The following is a 24,610-nucleotide window of genomic DNA, read 5'->3' on the forward strand; positions in this document are numbered from 1 at the left end:
AAAGGATAACCGCCACATTCCACCGTGATCCGCGCCACCTCCCCCTGGCCCGCGTTGCCAGCGACAGGTTGTCGTTATCTTTTGCAGCTCTTTTTCGGCACAATCAAAAGCATGACTCCTAGCCCTGCCGTCTCCGCTGCCGGCGCCCTTGCCGCAGACCATCCACTGATGGACGGCCGCACAGCGGATTCACCGCTGATCACGGCCTACCGCGGAGGCAAGCCGTCCCGCCGTCCCGTCTGGTTCATGCGGCAGGCGGGCCGGTCCCTGCCGGAATACCTCAAGGTGCGCGAGGGCATCGCCATGCTGGACTCCTGCCTCCGGCCCGAGCTGGCCTCCGAAATCACGCTGCAGCCCGTACGCCGCCACGATGTGGACGCGGGCATCTTCTTCTCGGACATCGTCATCCCGCTGAAGCTCGCCGGCGTGGGCGTGGACATCGTGCCCGGGGTGGGCCCGGTCCTTGACATGCCGGTGCGTACGGCGGCCGACGTTGCCGCCCTGCCCCAGCTCACCTGGGAAGCCCTGGAACCCATCCGCGAAGCCGTCCGCCTGACCGTGGCCGAACTGGGCAAGACGCCGCTGATCGGGTTTGCCGGCGCACCGTTCACCCTGGCCGCCTACATGGTGGAAGGAAAACCCAGCCGTGACCACCTCGGCCCGCGGACCATGATGCATGCGGATCCGGAGACGTGGACCGCCCTGGCCAACTGGGCTGCCGATGCCTCGGGCATGTTCCTCCAGGCCCAGCTGGAGGCAGGCGCATCCGCCGCCCAGCTCTTTGACTCCTGGGCGGGTTCGCTGGGACTGGCCGATTACACCAAGTACGTTGCACCGGCGTCGGCCCGCGCCCTGGACCATGTCCGCCACCTCGGGGCTCCGCTCATCCACTTCGGCACCGGCACCTCCGAACTTCTCGTTGCCATGCGCGACGTGGGTGTGGATGTGGTGGGCGTCGACTACCGGCTGCCGCTCGATGAGGCCAACCGCCGGCTGGGCGGAACCGTCCCGCTGCAGGGAAACATCGACCCCGCACTGCTGGCGGCTCCTTGGGACATCCTCGAGGCCCATGTCCGCGAGGTCATCGCCGCCGGTTCCGCCGCCCCCGGCCACGTCCTGAACCTGGGACATGGAGTGCCGCCCGAAACCGATCCGGACGTCCTGACCCGGGTGGTGGAGCTCATCCACTCCATCTCGCCGGAGTAGCCACATGGGCAGTTCTGCGGCGAGGCCCGGCACGGCACTGGTGGTGGGCGGCGGAATCTCCGGGCTGCTGTCCGCCCGGGAACTCGCCGCGGCCGGCCACGAGGTGACGGTCCTGGAGGCGGGCCCGGCGTGGGGCGGCTGCGTGGGCAGCCACACGGTAGCGGGCCTCACGCTGGACAGTGGCGCCGAGTCGTTCGCCACGCGGTCCGACGCCGTCGCGCGGCTGTGCGCAGAACTTGGCCTGGGCGCAAGGATCGTTCCGCCCCGCCCCGGAGGTGCGTGGGTGCAGCTTCCGGATGGTGCCCGCGAACTTCCCAGGACCGGCGTCCTGGGCATCCCCGCCAACCCCTGGGATCCTGAAGTCCGGCGCACCCTGGGTACCCTGGGCTCGCTGCGGGCCTCCCTGGACAAGCTGCTGCCCGCTTCCGTGGGCGCCGGTGCGGGAGTCACCAGCGTCTCCGCGCTGGTCAGGGCCAGGATGGGTTCGCGGGTGCTGGAGCGCCTGGTCTCGCCGGTGGTGGGCGGCGTCCACTCCGCAGATCCCGGGCTGCTCGACGTCGACATGGTGGCTCCAGGGCTGCGGGCAGGGTTGCGCCGGCACGGTTCCCTCGCTGCCGCGGTTTCGGCCCAGCGGCGCGGGGCCGGTGAGAATTCCGGGGCAGCCGGCGCCGGCACCCCACTCCAGCCCGGCCAAGCAGGAAAACCTGCCAAGGCCGGTTCCGCCGTCGCGGGCCTCGAAGGCGGCATGCACACCCTGGTGGATGCACTGGTGGAAGATCTCAGGCGACGGGGCGTCGCCCTGCTGGCGAACACCGCTGCCACCTCTGTATCCCGCACCCCTGAAGGCTGGCTGGTGGAGGCCGGCGGTGCAGCCTTCCGCACCGCCCTGCTGGTGGTGGCCGTGGATGGCCCGGCCGCCGTCGGACTGCTGGAACATGCCGTCCCGCTGATCGCAGGGAAGAAGCCTGCGTCCGGACCTGACGTCAAGCTGGTCACCGTGGTCCTGGACAAACCGGACCTTGACCGGCGGCCCCGGGGGACAGGAATCCTGGTGGCCCCGCAAACGCCGGGCATCGAGGCAAAGGCGCTGACGCATGCAACGGGAAAATGGGACTGGCTGGCGGCTGCTGCCGGCCAGGGACGCCACGTGGTGCGCCTTTCCTACGGCCGGGTGGACGGCGCTTCGGTGCACCAGCCTGCCGGACCGGATACCGATGACGAGCTCTTCGCAGCCGCCCTGCGGGACGCTTCCGCTCTCCTGGGCGTCCAGATCGCCGGCGGGGACGTGCGCGGATGGGACGTTGTCCGATGGCGCGGCTCGCTGCCGTTCGCAGCCGTGGGGCACCGCGCCCGGGCAGCAGAGATCCGCCAGGCCTGCACCGCCGCCGGTGGCCTGGCAATCGTGGGTGGCTGGGTGGCCGGAAACGGCCTCGCCGCCGTCGTTGCCGACACACGTGAGCAAATCGGCCAATTAACCGCCGCCTAGGCATCGGTGCTGGTCAGCCCGGCGCGTCGGGTTCTTGGCAGTATCCACCCGCACGCCCCGCGGCCCTTCCCGGTTTTCAATCGGCCATCCGTTCTGGTTAGGGTCGATGACTATGGTTCAACACAGGTCCGAGCTTTCCATGTCCCGGACCGGTATCCATGGGGGACTCCGACGCGGTACTGCAGCCGCTGCGTTCGGAGCGGTACTGGTTCTTTCCACCGGCGTGCAGGCGTCCTTGGCTGACGACGCGGTTCCCCCTCCCCAAGACTCCCCAGCGCAGGCGTCCCCGGCCGGAACGGCCGCGGACGGTGCAACTGCCACCCCTCGTGGCAAGGTTCCGGCCATCCCTGCCGTGCCGGGAGCATTGCTGCCGGCCGTGAAGGCTTCGCTCGCACCCGGTTCGACGACGGCGACGGCACAGCCCACAGCGCAGGCTTCGATGACGGGACTGCCGCTTCCGGACGTCCCGCTGCCCGCAGTCTCCGGAACGCCTTTGGTGACCGGCGGCCCGACCACCTCGACTGCGGCGCCGGCCGGCGGAGCATCCTCCACGGCAACCCGACCAGGATCCGGCACCCAGCCGGGGCCCACCTCAGCCACCGCGCCAGGGGTTGCCCCCGCGGCCGGTACCTCCCCGGCGGGGGGCGCCCCGGCCCCGACGCCTCCCTCGCCTGGAACAGACGCGGCAGGCCAGGCGTCCGGTTCACAGGATGCCGCAGCAGCCCCCGGCGGGGCGGCAGGTACCGCCACCGGTGGAGAGGCCGGTGGAGAAGCGGCCGGCCCGGCCGCGAGTGGGGGAGCGGTTGCGCCTTCTCCCACCCTGCCCACGTCGCTGCCCACCGCGCTGTCCATCAATGCACGCCAGTCCCAGCCCACCCGGGTGCCGCAGGCTGCCGCTGCACCCGCGGGCCCGGGCCGCGCCGTTTCCTCCACCGGCCCCCTGCCGGACATGCCGGATGCCATGGTGTGGCTGGGCGCCGGACTGGTTGGTGTGGGTGCCGCCGCCGGGTTGGTCTTCCTGCGCATGCGCCGCCCCTGAGGATGCGGCGCCGGAAGCCCTCCACGACAGGCAAACGTGACTTTGCTCACTTCTACGAGTTGTAGAACTCTTCGGTTTCGCCTTGGGGGCAGCGAAGGGGCAAACTTGTAACCATGAGCCACACTTCTGCCGAATCTGTCACTAAAACCGAAGAATCAGCCGAGCAGTTCTTTACCCTCTGGACGGTATTCAAGCGGTCGGAGTCAGTGGTCCGCAGCGCCGATGCCGCCGCCGACTTCGAAGCGCTGCTGGAGCGGCTCGCCGCGGCCGGCGTCACGCACCGGGGCAGCTACGACGTCTCGGCCATGCGCGCCGACGCCGACGTCATGGTGTGGCTCCACGGCCCCAAGCCCGAGGCGCTGCAGCAGGCCATCCGCGACATCCGCCGCAGCCCCCTCTTCGCGGGCACGGAGATCGTGTGGTCCGCCATGGGCGTCCACCGCGAGGCGGAGTTCGCCAAGAACCACACGCCCGCCTACTCGCGGGGCGTCGCTCCGGCCGAGTGGCTGTGCGTCTACCCGTTCGTGCGCTCCTACGAGTGGTACATCCTGCCGGAGGCCGAGCGCGGCAAGATGCTCCGCGACCACGGCCTGCTGGGCAGGGACTTCCCCCAGGTCATCTCCAACACCGTCTCCTCCTTCGCCCTGGGGGACTGGGAATGGATCCTCGGCCTGGAAGCACCCGAACTGGTGGACCTCGTGGACCTGATGCGCCACCTGCGCGCCACGGAGGCCCGCAACCATGTCCGCGAGGAAGTTCCGTTCTACACCGGACGCCGGATCACCGCCGAAGAAGTAGCAGAGGTGCTCGCATGAACCCGCTCGACCCCACACTTGCCACCGCCGTGAACCCCGTCACCGAGGCCGGGCGCATGGCCCCCAAGAATTACGACGCCGTCCTGCTCGCCTCCTTCGGCGGTCCGGAAGGCCAGGAGGACGTCATCCCGTTCCTCCGCAACGTCACGCGCGGCCGGGGGATCCCGGACGAGCGGCTCGAGGAAGTCTCGCACCATTACCGCGCCAACGGCGGCGTGAGCCCCATCAACCAGCAGAACCGGGAACTCAAGGCAGCGCTGGAAGCCGAACTGGCTGCCCGCGGCATCGACCTGCCCGTGCTGTGGGGCAACCGGAACTGGGCGCCGTACATCCCCCAGACCCTGCAGGAAGCGTACGACGCCGGCCACCGCCGGGTGCTGATGCTCACCACGAGTGCCTACTCCTGCTACTCCAGCTGCCGCCAGTACCGCGAGGACATCGGCATGGCCCTGACGGAGACCGGCCTGGACGGCCGGCTGGAAGTGGACAAGGTCCGCCAGTACTTCGACCACCCCGGTTTCGTGGAGCCGTTCGTCGAGGGAACTGCCGCAGGACTGGCCGATGTCCGCGCCAAGCTTGCCGACGCCGGAAGCCCCGACGCGCCCGTCCACATCCTGTTTGCCACCCACTCCATCCCTACCCGGGATGCTGAGGCCGCGGGGCGGTCCGAGGGTGAGCCGCGTGAGTTCGAGGAAGGGTCCGCCTACGTGGCGCAGCACCTGGCCAACGCCGCGGCCGTCATCGGGCGGGTCCAGGATGAAACCGGCCTGACCGCACCGTGGTCCCTGGTGTACCAGTCCCGTTCGGGCGCCCCGCACGTGCCGTGGCTGGAACCGGACATCAATGACGCCATCGAGGAACTCGCCGGGCAGGGCGTCAAGGGCATCGTCATCGTCCCCCTGGGCTTTGTCAGCGACCACATGGAAGTTGTCTGGGACCTGGACACCGAGGCCATGGAAACGTGCGCAAACCTCGGCCTTGCGGCCACCCGCGTCCCCACCCCCGGTACCCACCGCACGTTCGTTAATGGACTTGTGGACCTCATCTGCGAGCGGACGGTGGCCAACAACATCAGCGACCGTCCCGCCCTGACGGATCTTGGCCCCTGGTACGACGTCTGCCGCCCGGGCTGCTGCGCCAACTTCCGCGGCGAAAAACCCACGATTGCAGGAGCCGACACCACCGTGGGCACGGGGCATGACCCTTATCCCTCGGGGGATGCCGGCGAGACGGCGCAGCCGTGACGGTCCGGATTGGAACCCGCGCCAGCAAACTGGCGCTCACCCAGACCCAGCAGACCGCGGACCAGCTCGCCGCCGTCGGGGGTTTCCCGGTGGAACTGGTGCACATCCGCACTGACGGTGACGTCCTCACCGGGTCGCTGTCCCAGATGGGCGGCACGGGCGTCTTTGTTGCGGCCCTGCGCGACGCGCTGCTGCGCAGTGAGTGCGACGTCGCCGTCCATTCGCTCAAGGACCTGCCCACCGGTGCGGCCGTAGGACTCAGCCTTGCCGCCACGCCGCGCCGGGTGGACGTCCGCGACGTCCTGTGCGCCCGCGATGGGTTCAAGCTGGCCGACCTGCCTGCCGGAGCCCGGGTCGGCACCGGGTCGCCCCGCCGCGCTGCACAGCTGCGGGCGGCCCGCGCCGACCTGGACATTGTCGACATCCGCGGCAACGTGGACACCCGCCTGGGCCGTGTTCCCGGCCTGCCAGGCAACTCCACTGACCAAGTGGTCCCCGGGAAATCCTGCGACCTGGACGCCGTGGTTCTTGCTGCCGCCGGCCTTGAGCGCATTGGCCGGCTGGACGCCGTCACCGAGTACCTCGAAACGGACGTGATGCTGCCCGCGGCCGGACAGGGATCACTGGCCATCGAGTGCCGTACTGCCGACGCGCCGCCCAAACCGGGATCGGATGAAGGATCCCGTGAGGTCCTGGCCCAAGCCCTCGCTGCCCTGGACGACCCCGACACCCGCCTTGCCGTGACGGCAGAGCGCGCCCTGCTGGCCCGGCTCGAAGCAGGCTGTGCAGCCCCGGTAGGCGCCTATGCCTACCGGAAGGGCAGCATGCTGCACCTGGAAGCCGTGGTGTGCGCCGTCGATGGCACCGCAACGGTCCGGGACAAGCGCGCCACGGACGGACTCACGGAAGTCGGGGCCACCCTGCTGGGCATCGAGCTGGCCGAAGCGCTGCTTGCCGCCGGAGCCGCCGACATCGCAGACCTGCAGGCGTCCTGACCCGGCGATGACGCAGCCTTCCCGCAGGTCCGGACCGCAGATTCCACCCAGCCAATCCCTGCTGGGCGGAGCCCGCGTCCTCGTCACGCGCAGCCCGGAGCGGTCCGGTGCCCTGGTGGAGGCCCTGGCCGGAGCCGGCGCAATGCCGGTGCTGCTGCCGCTCATCGACTTCGAACGGGCCCCGGACCAGCACGCGCTCGACGTCGCCTGCGACGCCCTGGCGGCAGGGGCCTTCGACTGGCTGGTGGTCAGCAGTGCCACTACCGTGCATGTCCTGATGGAAAAGGCCGCCGAGCGTGGCCTTGGCCTGGGCCAGTTGGTCCCCTCCGGTACCCGGATCGCCGCGATCGGCCCCGCCACGCGGAGGCTGCTGTCGGCGGGCGGGCTGGAACCCGCCCTCACCCCCGCCGGCGAACAGTCGGCCGCCGGCCTCCTCGCGGTATGGCCCGGCGGCGGCAGGATCCTGCTGCCGCAGGCGGACATCGCAGCCGGCACACTGGCAGAGGGCCTCGCTGCCGCAGGCAGCGCCGTCACCGCCGTAACGGCCTACCGCACCGTCGACTATCCGGCGGCAGCCGACCGCAGGCTCGCCGTGCAGCCGGAAGACGGCGACGCCGGCCAGCACCCGCCGTCGTACTCCCTCCTGACGCCCGAAACGGCCGCCGCGGACATCGCCGAAGGGCGCATAGCGGCCGTGATCGCCGCCTCGCCGAGCGCCGTACGCCGTATTTCCGCCCTTGGTCCTCTGGGCGGCTGCCGGCTGGTGGTGATCGGCCGTTCGACGGCGGACCAGGCTGCTGCCCTGGGCCTGGACGTGGCTGCGGTGGCGGCTGAGCCCACACCGGACGGGCTGGTGGCGGCCGTCGCGAAGGCCCTCAACCCGCCCTGACCGCCCCGCCCCGGTATGCCCCCTCAAGCTTCAAGAACAACGCGAAGGACAGGACCCATGACTTTCCCCAACCAACGCCCCCGCCGCCTGCGCACCACCCCCGCCATGCGCCGGCTGACCGCCGAAACCCGCCTCTCGCCGGCGGAACTCATCCTTCCGGCCTTCATCCGCGAGGGACTGACGGAACCCAACCCCATCACTTCCATGCCGGGGGTGGTCCAGCACACCACCGACACGCTCAAGCGGGCCGCGGCGGAGGCCGTTGAGCTCGGCCTGGGCGGCATCATGCTCTTCGGCATCCCGGAAACCCGTGACGCCGAAGGCTCGGCATCACTCGACCCGGAGGGAGTGCTGAACAAGGCCATCCGGGACGTCCGCGCCGAAGTGGGCGATGACCTGGTGGTCATGAGCGATGTGTGCCTGGACGAATTCACCGACCACGGCCACTGCGGAGTCCTCGACGCCGACGGGTACGTGGACAACGACCGCACCGTGGAGATCTACGCCAGGATGGCCGTTGCACAGGCGGAGGCCGGCGCGCACATGCTGGGCCCCTCCGGCATGATGGACGGCCAGATCGCCGCCATCCGGTCGGCCCTGGATCAAGCCGGATATGCCAACACCTCCGTCATCGCCTACGCCGCCAAGTACGCCTCGGCGTTCTACGGGCCGTTCCGCGAAGCGGTGGACTCACAGCTCAAGGGCGACCGGCGGACCTACCAAATGGATGCCGGCAACCGCACCGAAGCCCTCCGCGAGGTTGAACTGGACCTCGCCGAGGGCGCGGACATCATCATGGTCAAACCGGCCATGAGCTACCTGGACATCGTGGCCGACGTTGCCGCGATGAGTCCCGTCCCGGTGTCCGCCTACCAGATTTCCGGTGAATACGCCATGATCGAGGCCGCCGCCGCCAACGGCTGGATCGACCGCCGCGCAGCCATCACCGAGTCCGTCCTGGGCATCCGGCGGGCCGGGGCCCACATGGTCCTCACGTACTGGGCCGCCGAACTGGCCGGCTGGCTGAAGGACGCCCGGTGACAGCCGGGCAGGCCGCGGAACCCACCGCGCCGGTGGGGGAGGACCGCATCCTCCTCGGCCTGAACACCTTCGGTGACGTTGGCGAGGCTCCGGACGGCAGCCAGCAGCCGCACGCCCAGGTCCTGCGCCAACTGCTGGAACAGGCGGAACTTGCCGACGCCGTCGGGCTCCATGCCTTTGGCGTGGGTGAGCACCACCGCAAGGACTACGCGGTGTCAGCGCCGGAAGTCTTCCTGGCCGCCGCTGCCGCCCGCACCACCCGCATCCGGCTGGGCTCCGCCGTAACGGTCCTGAGCTCGGATGACCCCATCCGTGTCTTCCAGCGCTTTTCCACTGTGGACGCCATTTCGAACGGCCGCGCCGAAGTGATGCTGGGGCGCGGATCCTTCATCGAATCCTTCCCCCTGTTCGGCCTGGACCTGGCCGACTATGAGGTCCTGTTCGAAGAGAAACTCGAGTTGTTCGACAAGGTCCGCGCGCAAAAGCCCGTGCACTGGGAAGGCCGCACCCGGCCCGCGCTGCACGGCCTGAGCGTCTATCCGCCCCTGGAGCACCACCTGCTGCCCACGTGGATCGGGGTGGGCGGAACACCAGAATCGGTGCTGCGCTGCGCCCAGTACGGCTATCCCATCATCTTTGCCATCATCGGCGGCCAGCCGCGCGGCTTCCGGCCGCTTGCCGACCTCTACCGGGAGGCGATGGCCAAGTACGGGCACCCCATGCAGCAGATGGCCACGCACTCGCCCGGGCACGTGGCCGACACCGATGAGCAGGCCCGGGAAGAACTGTTCCCGCACTGGCTGAAGCTGCGCAACAAGCTCGGCGCCGAACGCGGATGGGGACCGGCCGGCCGGGGAGAGTTCGACGCCCTGTGCTCCGCGGAAGGCGCCCTCTACGTCGGATCGCCGGAAACGGTGGCCCAAAAAATCGTCCGGCTGAAGCGGAACCTGGGTGTGGACCGCTTCGACTTGAAATACAGCAACGGACCGCTGCCGCACGCGGCCATGATGCGTTCAATCGAACTGATGGGCACCGCGGTGGCGCCCCGGGTGGCAGAGCTGCTCGCCGGCTGACTGCGCTTCCGGCTAACTGAGAGAATAGAAACCATGACTTCCAGCAATCCTCGCAACGAGGCACTCTTCGACCGCGCCCGCCAGCTGATGCCGGGCGGAGTCAATTCGCCGGTCCGGGCCTTCGGCTCCGTCGGCGGGACGCCGCGCTTCATGGTCTCCGCCAAGGGGCCCTACCTGACGACGCCGACGGCAAGGAATACGTGGACCTGGTCTGCTCCTGGGGCCCGGCGCTGCTGGGGCACGCCCACCCGGCCGTGCTGGATGCCGTCCACGCCGCCGTCGACCGCGGCCTCTCCTTCGGCGCTTCCACCCCGGACGAAGCGAACCTGGCCGAAATCGTGAAGGAGCGGGTCCCCGCCGTCGAGCGCCTCCGCATGGTCTCCCCGGCACCGAAGCCACCATGACGGCGGTCCGGCTGGCCCGCGGGTTCACCGGCCGCAACCTCATCATCAAGTTCGCCGGCTGCTACCACGGCCACCTCGATGGACTCCTGGCCGCTGCAGGCTCCGGCGTGGCAACCCTCGCCCTGCCCGGTTCCGCCGGCGTCACGGAAGCCACCGCCGCCGAAACCCTGGTGCTGCCCTACAACGACCTCCAGGCCGTCAAGGAAGCCTTCGCCACGCACGGATCCAATATCGCGGCCGTCATCACCGAAGCGGCGCCCGCCAACATGGGTGTGGTCACCCCCGCCGAAGGGTTCAATGCAGGGCTTTCCCGGATCACCCGCGAGCATGGCGCGCTGCTCATCGTCGACGAGGTCCTGACCGGTTCCGCACCGGCTACTCCGGCTACTGGGGCCTCACCGGAGGCGCGCCGGATGCCGAGGACCCCTGGACTCCGGACCTGCTCACCTTCGGCAAGGTCATCGGCGGCGGCATGCCGACGGCGGCACTGGGCGGACGTGCCGACGTCATGGACTACCTGGCCCCCACCGGCCCGGTCTACCAGGCCGGAACGCTTTCCGGGAACCCGGTGGCCATGGCGGCAGGTGTGGCAACCCTGACGCACGCCACGCGGGACGTTTATTCCTTCATCGACGTCCGGTCCCTCGAACTGTCCTCCGCGCTGTCCAACGCCCTGGATGCCGCGGGGGTGGACCACTCCATCCAGTTCGCCGGCAACCTGTTCTCGGTGGCCTTCGGAACCTCGGCCCACGGCGTCCACAACTACGCCGACGCCCAGGCCCAGGAGGCGTTCCGCTACGCGCCGTTCTTCCACTCCATGCTGGAGTCCGGCGTGTACCTGCCGCCGTCGGTCTTCGAGGCCTGGTTCCTCTCCGCCGCGCACGACGATGATGCCATGAACCGGATCTACGACGCCCTTCCCGCGGCAGCCAGGGCCGCAGCCGCCGCCCAGGGGTAGGAACAGCGAAAAGGCGCGTCCCGGCGTCGTGAACCTGCCGCCGGGACGAAAAATCCCCGCCTTCCGGACAAATCCCACTGCATGCGAGGGGAAAGTCCGGGAAGCGGGGATTTTCTGTCTGTGCGTGCCTTCGGCCCTAGAGGACGTCCGAGAGGAAGCCCTTGAGCCGGTCCGTCTTCGGGTCGGTGAAGAGCTGCTCCGGCGGACCGGACTCCACCACAACACCGGCGTCCATGAACGTCACGGCGTCGGACACGTTGCGGGAGAAGCCCATTTCGTGGGTTACCACCACCATGGTCATGCCGCCCTTGGCGAGGTCCGCCATCAGCGACAGCACGCCCTTGACCAGCTCCGGGTCCAGGGCGGAGGTTGCCTCGTCGAAGAACATGACCTCCGGCTTCATGGCCAGCGCACGGGCGATGGCCACGCGCTGCTGCTGGCCGCCGGAGAGGTTGGCCGGGCGGGATTCGGCCTTATGCCTCAGGCCCACCAGGTCCAGCTGCTCCAGTGCCTCACTGCGCGCCTCCTCCTTGGAGAGCTTGCGCAGCTTCCGCAGGGCCAGTGAAACGTTTTCCTCCACCGTCTTGTGCGGGAACAGGTTGAACTGTTGGAACACCATGCCGATCCGGCGGCGCAGCTCGTCCGGGTTGTCCTTCAGGACTGACCGCCCGTCCAGCAGGATGTCCCCCTGGTCCGGTTCGATCAGGCGGTTCATGACGCGCAACAGCGTGGACTTGCCCGAACCCGACGGTCCAATGACGGACGCCGTGGTGCCCTGGGGAACGTGCAGGTCGATGCCCCGCAGGACGTGGTTGCTGCCGAAGGAAAGGTGGATGTTCTTGGCGCTCAGTGTTCCCGACGCAAATTCGCTCATGCCTGGGCTCCCTTTCCAACGACCGCTGCGGCCTCGTCCGGTTCTTTCTTTTCGGGCCTGCCGGTGCGCAGCCGGGCATCGATCCAGTTCACGAAGTGGGTCAGCGGGATGGTCAGCGCCAGGTAGAAGACGGCTGCCGCCACGTAGGGCGACAGGTTGCCGGTGGTGGCCGCCGCATCCTTGCCGATCTGGAAGATCTCGCGCTCACTTGCCAGCAGTCCCAGGAGGAAGACAAGGGATGATTCCTTGATCAGCGCAATGAACTGGTTGACCAGGGCCGGAAGCACCCGCCGGATGCCCTGGGGCACCACTACAAGGCGCATGGACGCACCGTAGCCGAACCCCAGGGCGCGGGAAGCCTCGAGTTGTCCCTTGTCGACGCTCTGGATGCCGGAGCGGAAGATCTCGCCGATGTAGGCGCCGGACATCAGCGAAAGCGCCGCGACAGCCATCGGGTAGGGGCTCGTGGAACCCGTGAATTCGCGGACGATCGGCCCGAACCCGAAGCCGATGACCAGGATGGTCAGGACCGGCGGGAGGCCGCGCAGGATGTCCGTGTAGATCCGCGCGACCCAGCGCGCTGCTGCGTTCCGGGAGATCCCCATCAGGGCGAGCAGCATCCCCAGGGCTGTCCCGATGATGCCCGAGATGATGGCCAGCACGAGGGTATTCGGCAGGCCGACGGCGAACATCTTGGGGATGACTTCGCCCATCGCCTTCCAGTCAAGGAAGGTGTCAGCGAGTTGCTTGAGGATATCCATGGAACGCCCTGGTTACTTGGCGGCCGGGATCTGGACGGCCTTGCTGCCCGGCTTCCAGCCCTGCGGGGTCTGTTCAGCGGCGGTGGGGCGGTCCTTGTACCACTCGGACGTCAGCTTGGCCCAGGTACCGTCCGCGATGACCGCGTCCAGGCCGGAGTTCAGGGCGTCGATCAGGGGCTGGTTGTCCTTGTTGACGGCGTAGGCGGTGAAGTTCTGGGTGTTCACAACCTTCTCGGCGATCTTGGTGTTGTCGCCTTCCTTGACCTGGCCGGTTGCCTGCTGGGAGGGTGCCACCCAGGCGTCGATCTGGCCGTTCTTCACGTTGCCGTACACGGTGTTGTAGTCCGGGAAACGGACCGGCTCCAGCTTGAGGGTGTTGGTGACGTAGTCGTCCTGGACGGTGCCCTGGACGACGCCGATCCGGACGCCTTCCTTGAGGTCGGCGAAGCCGTTGACTTTGGAGCCGTTCTTGGTCACCACAGCCATGTAGCCGAAGTCGTAGCCGTTGGTGAAGCCAACGGTCTTGCGGCGGGCGTCGGTGGTGGAGATCGAGGAGGATCCGACGTCGAACTGCTTGTTGGCCACCTGGGACAGCAGGGCCGAGAAGTCGGTGGAGGCGAACTCAACCTTGAGGCCCAGCTTGTCGGCAATGGCGCGCAGCAGCTCGTTGTCGTAGCCGGTGAACTTGCCCGAAGGGTCGATGAAGATGTTGGGCGGGGCGTCCGAGAGGGTTCCCACGCGCAGGGTGCCCTCGGTGATGAGGCCCAGCTTGGTCTTGTCGATCTTGTCCACCGGGGTGACGTTGGCGGTGGTGTACTTGTCCAGCGTCTGCTGGTCGCTGCCGGCGAGGGCATCGGTGGGGGTGCCGCTGGGCTGGGAAGACCCGCCGCCGCAGGCTGCGAGGGAAACCGCGAGGGCAAGTGCAACGGGAGCGGTAGTGAGCCACTTCATCGCTTTGATTTTCATCAGGTTGTCACTTTCATATGAGTCATAAGTCGACCGGGCCGCAAGGCAGCGCTGTGGCGCCTGGCACCTGCCCGGTGCTGGTCGAGCCGTCCGGGGCAGGGGTGACCGCAAAACTTTATTGTCTCACTAGCGTGAAGTGAGGGTCCTTGCCGAAGAAGCGCGAGCCCAATCTCGGTTCTGCCAAATGAAATTCCGCCCTTTATGAGGAAGTTGGAGCAGCTTGCGCGCGGTTACCCTCTTCCGGTGAAGGATGCAGGTGCAGGGACTCCGCGGTTTGTGAAGCAGCATGACTGTGACATGCCTCCCAGTTTGGAGTGGCGCGGCTGCGCCTAGAAGCCACCTGCCGTTGCATCCTGCGGCGGCAGCACCGGCCAGTCACCCTCGATCACGGCGGCCGGCTTTGTCTTTCGGAGGTACCCCTGGAAGTCCGCCGCCTGGCTGACCGCCCAGTCCACCTGCAGTTGGTGCAGCTGGCTTGCCGGCATCACCAGCTTGGGGAACTTGCCCGCCATCGCATCGAGGACCCGCAGGGTGGCAAGCGCATCCGCGGCCGAAGTGTGGGCATTGTCCAGGACCACGCCGTACTCCTCGCACAATGCGGTGAGCGTGCGCTTGCCCTTGCGGAACCGGTCAACCTGCTTGTTCATGATGTAGGGGTCAAGGACCGGGAAGCGGCTGAGCTGGGGAATCCCATAGCGGGCGGATTCAGCGGCAAGGACCGTGAAATCGTAGCTCGCGTTGAACGCGATCACCGGGATGGCGGAATCGAAGAGCTCCTGGAGCACCGCGGCGACTTCACGGGTGACCTCGTGCGCCGGGCGGCCGTCCCGCCTGGCCTGTTCGGTGGTGATGCCGTGGACGTCACTTGCCTCGGTGGGGATTTCCACGCCGGGATCAGCCAGCCACTCGTGTTCCTTGATGACCTGGCCTTGGTGGTCCACCACGGTGATTGATGCGGTGACGATTCTTGCCGCCCGCGAATTGCGGCCGGTGGTTTCCAGGTCGAAGGCTGCGCGGGGAAGGGTGTTCCAGGAACTCATGCTTCAACGCTAAAGGGACCCACTGACAAATCCGTGGAACGCCACTGCGGCTAGATTGGATCAATGCGGAATGAGTACGTCCAAGCGGTCCTTGCCGTCGTAAGGCTGGTACCGCCAGGGTCCGCAGTGTCGTACGGGGATGTGGCCGAGCTCCTGGGTTCGGGCGGACCGCGCCAGATCGGTTCCGTCATGAGCCACCATGGCGGCGGCGTTCCCTGGTGGCGCGTCCTGAAGGCCAGCGGCCACGCGCCCGAGGGGCATGAGGCCGAGGCCCTCCTCCTTTACCTTGAAGAGGGCACCGCGCTCCTTGGCGACTTCAGTTCGTACCTCCGGACCGGGGAGGGCCGGTGGCGGGTTGACCTGGCGGCCGCCCGCTGGGCACCCACGGAGAGTGATTTTGACAGTATCGACGCAATTGCCGGGCAGCTTGAGCGCAGCCTCCACAGATTGTCGGTGGCTGATGATGGAATGATTTTGTGACCGTAACAATTCCTTTGACCGGCCCCTGGGACCCGCACCGGCAGGCGCCGGGGACAGGCCAGCCCCACACGGGGCAAGAGCAGGCTTTTCCCGACGCAGGGACCCCGGACAGCGGCAGTGGCCTGCCTGCTGTCCCTGCCCTCCGGTTGCTGCCCCCGCGACGGGTGCACGTGGAAGCCCTCCGGCTCACGCCGGACCAGCAGGCCGCAGTTGACGTGGCACAGGGTTCCGGGCCCGTCCTGGTCCCGGGCGCACCGGGCACGGGAAAAACCACCGTCCTGGTCGAGGCCGCCGTCCAGCGGGTCTTCCGTGACGGCGTCGACCCCGAGCGCATGCTGATTCTCGCGCCCACCCGCCTCGCTGCCGATTTCCTGCGCGACCGTTTTACCGCCCGGCTGGACAGGAGCCTCAGCACCACCCCCGCCAGGACGTGGGCCTCCTACGCCTTCGACCTGATCCGCCGTGCCAAGGCCGAGGGCGTTATCCCGCTTTCCAGGCCGCCACGGCTGCTGTCCGGCCCGGAACAGGACCTCATCATCAGGGAACTCCTCGAAGGCCACAGGTTTCCCGGCCTTGAACTGCCCTGGCCCGCCGATCTTGAGGGGGCACTGGAAACCCGCGGCTTCCGCCAGGAAGTGCGGCAGCTCTTTGACCGCATCATCGAATCCGGCCGCACGGCCGGGGACCTTGTCCGGTTGGCGGATGAATGCAACCGGCCCGATTGGAAAGCCGCAGCTGCGCTGTATGCCGAGTACCGCGACGTCCTTGACCTGCGGATGCCCGAGGCCTTCGATCCCGCCGGGATCATCACGGCCGCCCGGCAGATCTTCCAGGACGCCCCGGATTTCCTCGCCGCGGAACGTGCCCGGCTGCAGGTTGTCCTGGTGGACGATATCCAGGAAGCAAACCCCGCTATCTTTGAGCTGCTGGCAGATATCGCCGCCGGCAAGGACTGCTACGTGACATCGTCCCCGGACACGGTGGTCCAGGGTTTCCGGGGAGCCCGTCCCGACCTGGTGGCGGAGCTGCCCCGGCTGCTGTCAACCCGGACGCCTGTCCTGGAGCGCCCGCTGTGGCACGCCCACGGCCTGGCGCCCAGCCTGGCCGAGGCGTGGCAAAACGTCGCGGGCCGCATTTCGCAGCGCGCAGGCGGCCAGCTGGCACGGCGCCTTGAACCGCCGGTGTGGCCTGGACAGGCCGAAGGCCCCGCGCGCCCCGGACCTGCCGTTCCCGGGAACGTCGAGGCCCATCTGGTCCCCACTCCGGTGCATGAGCTCCGGTATGTTGCACAGCGGATCCTGGACCAGCACATCAACCACAACCGCGGTCTCGCGGATATTGCAGTCATCGTCCGCAACGGCGGCCAGGTCAGCGAGCTGCAGCGTTATCTCTCCGGGCAGGGCATTCCGGTGCGGGTGCCTGTGGCCGAATCGGCGGTCCGGGACGAGGTGGCTGTCCGGCCCCTGCTGGATTCTTTCGCCATTGCGTTGGATCCCAAGCTGCTGACACCCGAGGCCGCAGTGTCACTTCTCACCTCCCGCATCGGTGGTGCCACCTCCATCGAACTGCGCAGGCTCCGGCAATCGCTGCGGCGCGAGGAACTCCTGGGCGGCGGGGGCCGCGCCAGCGATGTGCTGCTGGTCGAGGCACTGCTTGAGCCCGGCGCGCTGGGTGCACTGGGTATCGAGGGCCGCGCCGCCCGCCGGACTGCCCGGATGATCCAGGCCGGGCGGGAAGCCGCCCACCTGCCCGGTGCCAACGCCGAGTCGGTGCTGTGGGCGCTCTGGAACTCCACGGGGCTCTCATCGGTGTGGACGGCCACCGCTTTGTCGGGCGGCCCGCACGGGGCCCGGGCTGACCGCGACCTGGACGCCATGATGGCGCTGTTCCACACAGCGGAGCGCTACGTGGACCAGATGCCCGGCGCGGGCCCCGAACAGTTCCTGGAGTACCTCCTGAACCAGGAGCTTCCCATGGACACCCTCGCCGCCCGCGCCCAGGTGGATGATGCCGTGGAGTTGATGACCCCCGCCAGTGCCGCCGGGCGGGAATGGCCCGTCGTGATAGTTGCGGGGCTGCAGGAGGGGGTGTGGCCCAACACAAGGCTCCGCGGTGAACTGCTCGGCAGCACGCTGTATGCGGATGCCGTGGAACATGGTCCGGAGTATGCCCTCCAGCGGGACCCCTTGAGCCGCCTCCGGGACATCCGCTACGACGAACTCCGGAGTTTCTCCACGGCGGTGTCCAGGGCACGGGAGCTGCTGGTTTGTACCGCAGTCTCGTCGGAGGACTGCCAGCCGTCATCCTTCCTGGACTTCGTTGCGCCCCTGGACCCGGGGGAGGAGGGGCGGGCGTTCACCCAGGTGGAACGGCCCATGACGCTGCGCGCCCTGGTCGCCGAGCTCCGGCAACATGTCCAGCTGGAGGGGACAGCCCAGGCAGCGGAAGCCGCGAGGGTTCTGGCGCATCTCGCTGCGCAGGACCCTGCCGTGGCCGGAGCGCACCCGGACAGCTGGTGGGGACTTGCCCCTTTGACCTCCTCGGAGGCGGTGGTCCCGCCCGGCGGGACGGTGTCCGTTTCCCCCTCAAAAGTGGAGACCGTCCAAAAGTCGCCGTTGGACTGGTTCGTCCAGGCAGCCGGCGGGGAAGCAGCAACGGACTTCGCCCGGAGCCTGGGCACCCTGGTGCACGCGATCGCGCAGGACATGCCGGACGCGTCCGGATCAGAGTACGTTGCTGAACTCGTGCGGCGCTGGCCTGCGCTGGGCATGAAGGACAACTGGGAGGGAAAGCTGGACTTCCAGCGTGCTGAAGCCATGGTGCGCAAGCTTGCGCAGTACGTGCTTTCGATGAGGAGCGGAAACCGCAGCCTGCTGGGCGTGGAAAAGGACTTTGAAGTGGCCCTTGGCCAGGTGGCAGTGGACGATGCTCCGCCGCGTGAAGCGGTGCTCCGCGGCCAGGTGGACCGTTTGGAGATCGACGCCGAAGGGCGGCTGGTGGTGGTGGACCTCAAGACCGGGAAGCGGCAGCCAGGCAAGGACGATCTGTCCCGCCACCCACAGCTCGGCGCATACCAGGCGGCGGTACTGGCGGGCGGTTTCGATGCCGGCGCTGACGGGGACCGCCCCAGGTCCGGCGGGGCCGTGCTGGCACAGCTGGGGACTGGAGCCATCAATCCAGCCATCCAGCAGCAGGAACCACTCGACCCGCAGGAGAACTGGGCATTGGACATGGTGAAGGAGGCGGCCGCCGTGATGGCCGGCAAGGAGTTCGTTGCACGGCATGACCCTGCCAAGGGCAGCCATGGCGGCCATGGCTGCCGGCTCCCTGAGGTGTGCCCCCTGTGCGCGCGCGGAAGGCAGGTGACCGAATGAGCAGGGTGCCGGCAGCCGCGGAAGCCGCTCCGGCGGTGCGCTTCAGCCCCGAAGAACTGTCTGCGCTGCTCGGAGAAAGAAATACCCCAACGCCTGAGCAATCAGCGATCATCTCCTCGCCGCTTGCTCCGCGGCTGGTCATCGCGGGAGCCGGATCGGGAAAAACCGCCACCATGGCGGACCGGGTGGTCTGGCTCGTGGCCAACGGGTGGGTCACCCCTGAGGAGGTCCTGGGCGTGACCTTCACCCGGAAGGCGGCCGGCGAACTTGCCAGCCGGATCCGGTCAAAGCTCCTGGCCCTGCAGCGTCTTGCGGCGAAGGAGGCCGGGAAAGGCGTCTTTCCGGAGGCCCTGGGCAGCAGTGACGCCCTTGAGCCCAAAGTGTCCACCTACCATTCGTTCGCCAGCGGCATCGTCTCCGACTACGGGCTGCGGCTCGGGGTGGAGCGGGACGTGGTTCTGCTGGGCGGCGCGCAGGCCTGGCAGCTGGCCAGTGAGGTGGTTGAGGCCTACGACGGCGAATACGCCCACTTCCGGGCCGCCAAGTCCACATTGGTGAAGGCCGTCATTCAGCTGGCGGGGGAATGCGCGGAACACCTTCAGGAGCCTGAGGACGTCGAAGCGTGGCTCATGGCCCGCCTTTCGGAGTTTGATTCACTGCCCTACGTGGCCGGAAAGAAAAGGAACCCGCCCAAGGCGGCACTGGACCTGGGTGGAATGCTGCGGACCAGGGCAAGCGTCGCTGACATGGTGGGCCGCTACGCCGCAGCCAAACGGGCCCGCGGCGCACTCGATTTCGGCGACCTGGTGGCCCTCGCCGCCAAGGTGGCGCAGGAGGTCCCGCTGGCTGCCCAGATGGAGCGCCAGCGGTACAAAGTGGTCCTGCTCGACGAGTTCCAGGACACCTCATACGCGCAGTTGGTGCTGTTTTCCCGTCTGTTCGGCGGCGGCCACGCCGTGACAGCGGTCGGGGACCCCAACCAGTCAATCTATGGTTTCCGTGGCGCTTCCGCGGGCCAGTTGTTCCACTTCGTCCGCGAATTTCCCGTCCGGACCAGCGCACCGGACGAGGCACCGGGCTGGGCGCCTGCCCCCACCTCATACCTCACAACGGCCTGGCGGAACGGCCGGTCGATCCTGGCCGCAGCAAACGTCATGTCGCAATCCCTCGGCCGGTCAGCGGCCCACAAGGGACCTGCCGGGGACAGGGCAGCAGCTGCGGACGTGCCCCCGCTGCAGCCGAGCCCCCATGCCGTGGACGGAACGGTGGTGCTGGGCCGTTTCGCCAGCGACGTGGAGGAAGCTGCAGCCCTGGCTGACGATGTCCTGAAATACCGGGTGACAGACTTCGAACTGAAACCTGACGGTGTGCCCGAGCCGCCGGCCCTCGCCGTGCTGTGCCGCAGGCGCGCCCAGATGGAAACCGTCCGGCGGCAGTTCGAGGCCCGGGGGATCCCTTACGAAATCGTCGGTCTTGGCGGACTCCTGGACACCCCGGAGATTGTTGACCTGGTGGCCACCCTCCGCGTGCTTGCCGATCCGGGGCGGTCTGATGCCCTGATGCGGCTGCTCGCGGGTGCCCGATGGCGGATAGGTCCTGCCGACCTCATGGCCCTGCGCGATTGGTCGAGCCAGCTGGCAAGGAGGCGGGGGCGGGCTGCGCAGGAGTTCGACGCCGACACCCGGGACGGTGACAGCGATGAAGCAGGCGTCCCCGTCCTCGAGGGTGACCTTACCGACGGCGCCAGCCTGGTGGAGGCCCTGGACTTCCTGCCGCGTGACGGGTGGACGTCGCAGAATGGCCGCATCCTCAGCGCTGCGGCCCGCAGCAGGCTGGCCCGGCTGTCTGCCGAGTTGCGGCAACTGCGCGGATACCTCGGCGATGACCTCACCACGCTCCTGGGCGAGGTGGAGAGGGCCATGCTGCTGGACATCGAAGTGGCAGCGCGCCCGGGGATCAGCATCCACCAGGCCCGCCGCAACCTCGATGCGTTCCAGGATGCCGCCGCCGGGTTCCTGCGCACCTCCCAGAGAGTGGATATCCTCGCTTTCCTGTCCTGGCTGGAGGCTGCTTCAGCGGAAGAAAACGGGTTGGAAGCGCCTGCCAGTGACGTGAACCGGGAGGCCGTGCAGCTGTTGACGGTCCACGCTTCCAAGGGCCTGGAATGGGATGTTGTGTTTGTCCCCGGGATGAATGCCGGCGCCTTCCCCAGCGACAGGGACTCCCGCTGGAGCAGCGGTTCCGCCGCGCTGCCCTGGCCGCTGCGCGGGGACCGGGCCGACCTTCCGCAGTGGGACCTCGACCAACCGGACCAGAAAGGCTGGCTGGACGCGGAGAAGGACTACAAGGCCGGGGTGCAGGCCCACGGCGAATCGGAGGAACGGCGGCTGGCGTACGTCGCCTACACCAGGGCCAAGCATGTCCTGTGGGTGTCCAGTGCCGCCTGGGTGGGCTCACGGGCGGGGCGGGCGGAGATGTCTCCATTCCTTGCGGAGCTGGAAGTCCTGGCGCAACCGGCTGACGGCGCGGGAAGTCGGGAGGCTGTGGTCCACCCGCTGTCGCTGGAGGAGGCAGCGCTGCCCCTGCAGAGTCCGTTGACACTGGAAACAGAAGAAGCAACCTGGCCGTACGACCCCCTTGAAGGGCCCGTGGACCCACGCAGCGGTGAGCGCCTTCGGTTGGCCCGCGGGCGAAGGACGGCCATGGAGTCGGCGGCCCAACGGGTGCTCGGGATCCTGTCCACCGGCGGGGGAGCGCTGGTGCCCGCGGAGCGGTCCGGGCCGCAGCCCGGCCTGACGGGAGCAGCGGCCGGCTGGGCACGCGAAGCCGCGTTGCTGCTGGAGCGCAGGGCCAGAAGATCCAGTGGGCAGGATGTGCACCTGCCTACCCACATCTCTGCTTCCACCCTGGTTGACCTCGGGGATGACCCTGAGGCGGTGCTGGGGCGCCTGCGCCGGCCGGTGCCCCGGGAACCGGGCATGTCGGCCCGGAAGGGCACCGCTTTCCATGCTTGGGTGGAGGAATATTTTGGCAGGGCCGGAATGCTGGACCTCGGCGAAGCGCCCGGTTCGGACGACCATATCGATGCTGCCTACGATTTGGATGAGATGGTGGCTACGTTCAAGGCTTCCCCTTGGGCTGAGCGGAACCCGGCCTTCGTCGAGGTCCCGGTGGAAACCAGGGTTGGGGAGGTTGTGGTGCGGGGCCGGGTGGACGCCGTATTCCGTGACGCCGATGGCCGCTGGGACCTGGTGGACTGGAAAACCGGCCGCCGGCCGTCCGCGGAGCAGCTGAAGACCCGTTCGATCCAGTTGGCGGTGTACCGGCTGGCGTGGGCACGCCTGAAGGATGTTCCCCTGGAGGACGTGCGGGCTGCATTCTTCTACGTGGCTGACAACGCTGTGGTGCGGCCGCACGATTTGGGATCGGCCGACGAGCTGGAAGGAATCGTTGCCGCTGCGCTTAGCCGGCCTTGAGTGGGACTGCCACGTGGCCAGGCCTGGCCAGGCTCAGCCCTGTTTGACGTTAATGACCGAGATGGCGGCGGTGGATGTATCGTCCGGACCCTTGGTTCCGGGGGTTTCGGCGCCCGTGGCCTCCGCGGAACCGGCTGCAGTGGGCTGCTCCGCCGGGATGGGGGCAACGTGCACTGCAGGTTGGATGGAGACTGCCGGCTCCGCTGGCGTAGTGGACCCGGCGGGGACCGGAACCACCGTAACGGCGGGAGTGACGGCGGAACTGCCGCTCCCGGAAGCCGCGCCTGTTCCGGATCCGGTGGCGGCTGCGGGAACGGATGCGCCTGCAGCGTCCGGGCTGTCCTTGACCGGAAGCGGCTCCACGCTGATCGGCTGGCCGCCGTACTCGGCGATGTCGCTGGCCAGGCTCTCCAGCATGTCTTCCGCCTCGGTGACCATGTCCTGGTCACCGGTGGCGAGGCCCTTGACCAGGTACTGAGCCAGGGCGAATTCGGCGGACAGGGCGGCCCGGCGCAGGAGGTGCTGGTCCGGCACGTCGCGTCGGCTGGATGTGTACGCCTTCAGCACGGCGTCAATGAAGTCCTGTTCATTGGAAGCCACCAGCCAGGCGAAGTCATCGGCCGGGTCCCCGATGCGCAGGTCGGTCCAACCTGTTACTGCGGTCACCCTGCCCGCCTCCACCAGCAGGTTGTCCTCATGCAGGTCGCCGTGGACCACGCAGGGGTTGAACCGCCACAGGGACACATCCTCCATGGCGTGTTCCCAGCGGCGCAGCAGTGCGGCCGGGATCTTGCCGGTGGTGGCTGCCTGGTCCAGTTCGTTCAGCCGCCGCTGGCGGAACTCGTTGGGGGTGTAGCTGGGCAGGTCGGCGTTGCTGACCAGTGAGCGGGGCAGGTCGTGGACCGCGGCCAAGGCGGAGCCGATCTCCCGGGCCAGGCCGGCAGGCCCCGACGTCAGCTCCTCGACGCTGCGTGTGGTGCCGGACAGGTGCGAGTATACGAAGGTGGTCAGCGTTCCCAGCCGGACGCTGCCGGCCACCGTCGGCATCAGGAACGGCAGTTCGGCGCGCACGGCGGGAGCAAAAGCCCGGAGTACCAGGAATTCCGTTTCCAGCCGCGCGCTGGCTTCCGCGTGGCGCGGCGACCGGACCCGCCAGCGCTTTCCTTCGGAATCGAGGAGCAGGGCCGAATCGAAGTCCGCGGGGTCATCCGGCGCGGAGCTAACGGCCGTCGGGGTCAGTCCGGGGACTGCCGCGGTTGCTATTGCCGCCAGTTCAATCGGTTTTCTTCTCACCGTTCCACGGTAGATTGCCCGCCCTCCCAGACAGCGGTCCGGCCGCGGCGAGTCTTGAGATAGCTGCAAATAGGGGGCTTCCCTGCGGCGGGGCGGTACCTCCCGAAATGTGAAATGTCGGAAGCAGTCAGTACGGTGGAACCATGAGCCATGCGGAGTCTGTCATACCCGTCCACCAGGCGGCGCCGGAACGGCTGCCGGCGAACCATCTGGTGGATACCCTGCTCCCCGTAAGGCCGGCCTTGGTGGACCGCGGATCGGCCGCGCGCGCCAGGCCCGGCATGATCGATGATCTTCTGTCCGGCCCGGATGCGCTGGCTGCGGTCCTGTCGAGGCGCCAGGGGCTGGTGCAGGGCGGCGACATGATGCTGACCGGGGCCAGGGAACTCCTGGCACAGCTGAAAGCAGCAGGAGCCGCGCCGGAACTCGTGGTGTACCTGGGCTCGGCGCTGCCTGCCTCACACCTTCCGGCCGGGACCGAGCTGCTGCTGTTCGTCCTTCCTGAGCCCCCGGAACCCGGGACCGCCGGTATCCCCGCGGATGCTGAGTGGGCTGGATTCCGCGACGTCGCCGCAGGCTTGACGGCCACCTCCACAGCCTTGTTCGTGGAAGCCAGCGCCATCGCAAACTGGCACGCTGCCCACACGCATTGCCCACGCTGCGGCACCCCCACGGAAGTGGTGGCCGGCGGCTGGGTGCGCCGGTGCCCGGCGGACAGTTCCGAACACTTCCCCCGCACGGACCCCGCCATCATCGTCACTGTCGTCGGCCCGGACGGCCGGCTGCTCCTGGGCGGCGGCGGCCCCGTGGACGCCCGGAACTACTCCACCCTCGCCGGGTTCGTTGAGCCTGGCGAATCCCTTGAAGAGGCCGTGGTGCGCGAGATCCAGGAGGAGGTGGGCGTGCGGGTCACCGCCTGCCAGTACCTCGGCTCCCAGTCGTGGCCGTTCCCCGCCTCCCTTATGCTTGGATTCACCGCCGTCACCGAGGACGCCCAGGCAACGCCCGACGGCGTGGAGGTCACCAGGGCCCGCTGGTTCAGCCGGGAGGAACTCCAGGAAGCGGTGCTCAGCGGGGAGATCACCATCTCCACCAGGCTCTCCATTGCCCGCTCGCTTATTGAGCACTGGTACGGCGGCCGGATCCAGGACCTCACTGGCGCCTAAGTTATTCCATCCACCAGACTCCAGCACGCG

The 24,610-nt window shown here is 68.3% G+C and carries 18 protein-coding genes and 1 pseudogene; 14 read left to right on the forward strand and 5 right to left on the reverse strand.

All coding sequences use genetic code 11. The features are described from left to right. Window positions 1-111: 111 nt before the first annotated feature. The 10 genes and pseudogenes from hemE to hemL all read left to right on the forward strand — a co-directional run bounded on the left by hemE (window position 112) and on the right by hemL (window position 11,150). Window positions 112-1,206, forward strand: coding sequence for a uroporphyrinogen decarboxylase (gene hemE, locus ACV095_RS06805; RefSeq protein WP_043424792.1), 1,095 nt, complete (start codon window positions 112-114; stop codon window positions 1,204-1,206). Between the two features lie 4 nt (window positions 1,207-1,210). Further along, window positions 1,211-2,692 (forward strand): protoporphyrinogen oxidase, encoded by a 1,482-nt coding sequence (gene hemG / locus ACV095_RS06810; protein ID WP_478223159.1) that lies wholly within the window; start codon window positions 1,211-1,213, stop codon window positions 2,690-2,692. A gap of 112 nt (window positions 2,693-2,804) precedes the next feature. After that, the gene (locus ACV095_RS06815) at window positions 2,805-3,731 is read left to right on the forward strand and encodes a hypothetical protein (RefSeq protein WP_478223160.1); all 927 of its coding nucleotides are present in this window, start codon (window positions 2,805-2,807) and stop codon (window positions 3,729-3,731) included. 113 nt (window positions 3,732-3,844) lie between these two features. Continuing rightward, window positions 3,845-4,546: a hydrogen peroxide-dependent heme synthase gene (gene hemQ, locus ACV095_RS06820; RefSeq protein ID WP_018768566.1), complete on the forward strand. Its 702-nt coding sequence runs from the start codon at window positions 3,845-3,847 to the stop codon at window positions 4,544-4,546. Next, entirely contained in the window at window positions 4,543-5,790 is a 1,248-nt protein-coding gene (locus tag ACV095_RS06825; RefSeq protein WP_134163770.1) for a ferrochelatase, read from the forward strand. The genes hemQ and ACV095_RS06825 overlap by 4 nt, the downstream gene beginning before the upstream one ends. Next, the gene (gene hemC, locus ACV095_RS06830) at window positions 5,787-6,785 is read left to right on the forward strand and encodes a hydroxymethylbilane synthase (protein WP_018768564.1); all 999 of its coding nucleotides are present in this window, start codon (window positions 5,787-5,789) and stop codon (window positions 6,783-6,785) included. Before ACV095_RS06825 ends, hemC begins: the two co-directional genes overlap by 4 nt. Window positions 6,786-6,792: 7 nt before the next feature. Further along, window positions 6,793-7,674, forward strand: coding sequence for a uroporphyrinogen-III synthase (locus tag ACV095_RS06835; RefSeq protein ID WP_478223161.1), 882 nt, complete (start codon window positions 6,793-6,795; stop codon window positions 7,672-7,674). A 57-nt stretch (window positions 7,675-7,731) separates the two neighbouring features. Continuing rightward, window positions 7,732-8,715, forward strand: coding sequence for a porphobilinogen synthase (gene hemB, locus ACV095_RS06840; RefSeq protein WP_478223162.1), 984 nt, complete (start codon window positions 7,732-7,734; stop codon window positions 8,713-8,715). Then, entirely contained in the window at window positions 8,712-9,788 is a 1,077-nt protein-coding gene (locus ACV095_RS06845) for an LLM class flavin-dependent oxidoreductase (protein ID WP_018768561.1), read from the forward strand. The genes hemB and ACV095_RS06845 overlap by 4 nt, the downstream gene beginning before the upstream one ends. Window positions 9,789-9,821: 33 nt before the next feature. Then, window positions 9,822-11,150: pseudogene (gene hemL / locus ACV095_RS06850) on the forward strand (glutamate-1-semialdehyde 2,1-aminomutase). A 136-nt stretch (window positions 11,151-11,286) separates the two neighbouring features. On the opposite strand, the gene ACV095_RS06855 reads toward hemL, so the two are convergent. The 4 genes from ACV095_RS06855 to ACV095_RS06870 form a co-directional block, all read right to left on the reverse strand. Continuing rightward, window positions 11,287-12,024, reverse strand: a complete 738-nt coding sequence (locus ACV095_RS06855) for an amino acid ABC transporter ATP-binding protein (protein ID WP_134163775.1) — start codon at window positions 12,022-12,024, stop codon at window positions 11,287-11,289. Then, on the reverse strand, window positions 12,021-12,785 hold the full coding sequence (locus tag ACV095_RS06860) for an amino acid ABC transporter permease (RefSeq protein WP_018768558.1): 765 nt from the start codon (window positions 12,783-12,785) through the stop codon (window positions 12,021-12,023). Before ACV095_RS06860 ends, ACV095_RS06855 begins: the two co-directional genes overlap by 4 nt. A gap of 12 nt (window positions 12,786-12,797) precedes the next feature. Beyond that, complete coding sequence (locus ACV095_RS06865) at window positions 12,798-13,751, reverse strand: ABC transporter substrate-binding protein (protein ID WP_018768557.1); 954 nt, start codon at window positions 13,749-13,751, stop codon at window positions 12,798-12,800. 329 nt (window positions 13,752-14,080) lie between these two features. Continuing rightward, window positions 14,081-14,791, reverse strand: a complete 711-nt coding sequence (locus ACV095_RS06870) for a 3'-5' exonuclease (protein ID WP_018768556.1) — start codon at window positions 14,789-14,791, stop codon at window positions 14,081-14,083. Window positions 14,792-14,854: 63 nt separating this feature from the next. Between ACV095_RS06870 and ACV095_RS06875 the strand changes: the two genes are divergently transcribed. The 3 genes from ACV095_RS06875 (at window position 14,855) to ACV095_RS06885 (ending at window position 22,121) form a co-directional block, all read left to right on the forward strand. Further along, window positions 14,855-15,271 (forward strand): MGMT family protein, encoded by a 417-nt coding sequence (locus tag ACV095_RS06875; RefSeq protein WP_018768555.1) that lies wholly within the window; start codon window positions 14,855-14,857, stop codon window positions 15,269-15,271. A 122-nt stretch (window positions 15,272-15,393) separates the two neighbouring features. Continuing rightward, entirely contained in the window at window positions 15,394-18,645 is a 3,252-nt protein-coding gene (locus tag ACV095_RS06880) for an ATP-dependent helicase (RefSeq protein ID WP_478223427.1), read from the forward strand. Then, window positions 18,642-22,121 (forward strand): UvrD-helicase domain-containing protein, encoded by a 3,480-nt coding sequence (locus ACV095_RS06885; protein ID WP_478223163.1) that lies wholly within the window; start codon window positions 18,642-18,644, stop codon window positions 22,119-22,121. Before ACV095_RS06880 ends, ACV095_RS06885 begins: the two co-directional genes overlap by 4 nt. Window positions 22,122-22,154: 33 nt before the next feature. Here ACV095_RS06885 and ACV095_RS06890 read toward each other — a convergent pair whose 3' ends face one another. Next, entirely contained in the window at window positions 22,155-23,414 is a 1,260-nt protein-coding gene (locus tag ACV095_RS06890; protein ID WP_018768552.1) for a macrolide 2'-phosphotransferase, read from the reverse strand. Window positions 23,415-23,557: 143 nt separating this feature from the next. Here ACV095_RS06890 and nudC point away from each other — a divergent pair, with 143 nt between their 5' ends. Then, window positions 23,558-24,580, forward strand: coding sequence for an NAD(+) diphosphatase (gene nudC / locus ACV095_RS06895; protein WP_018768551.1), 1,023 nt, complete (start codon window positions 23,558-23,560; stop codon window positions 24,578-24,580). Window positions 24,581-24,610 lie beyond the last annotated feature (30 nt).

It is taken from the genome of Arthrobacter sp. JDC6, from assembly GCF_056484025.1.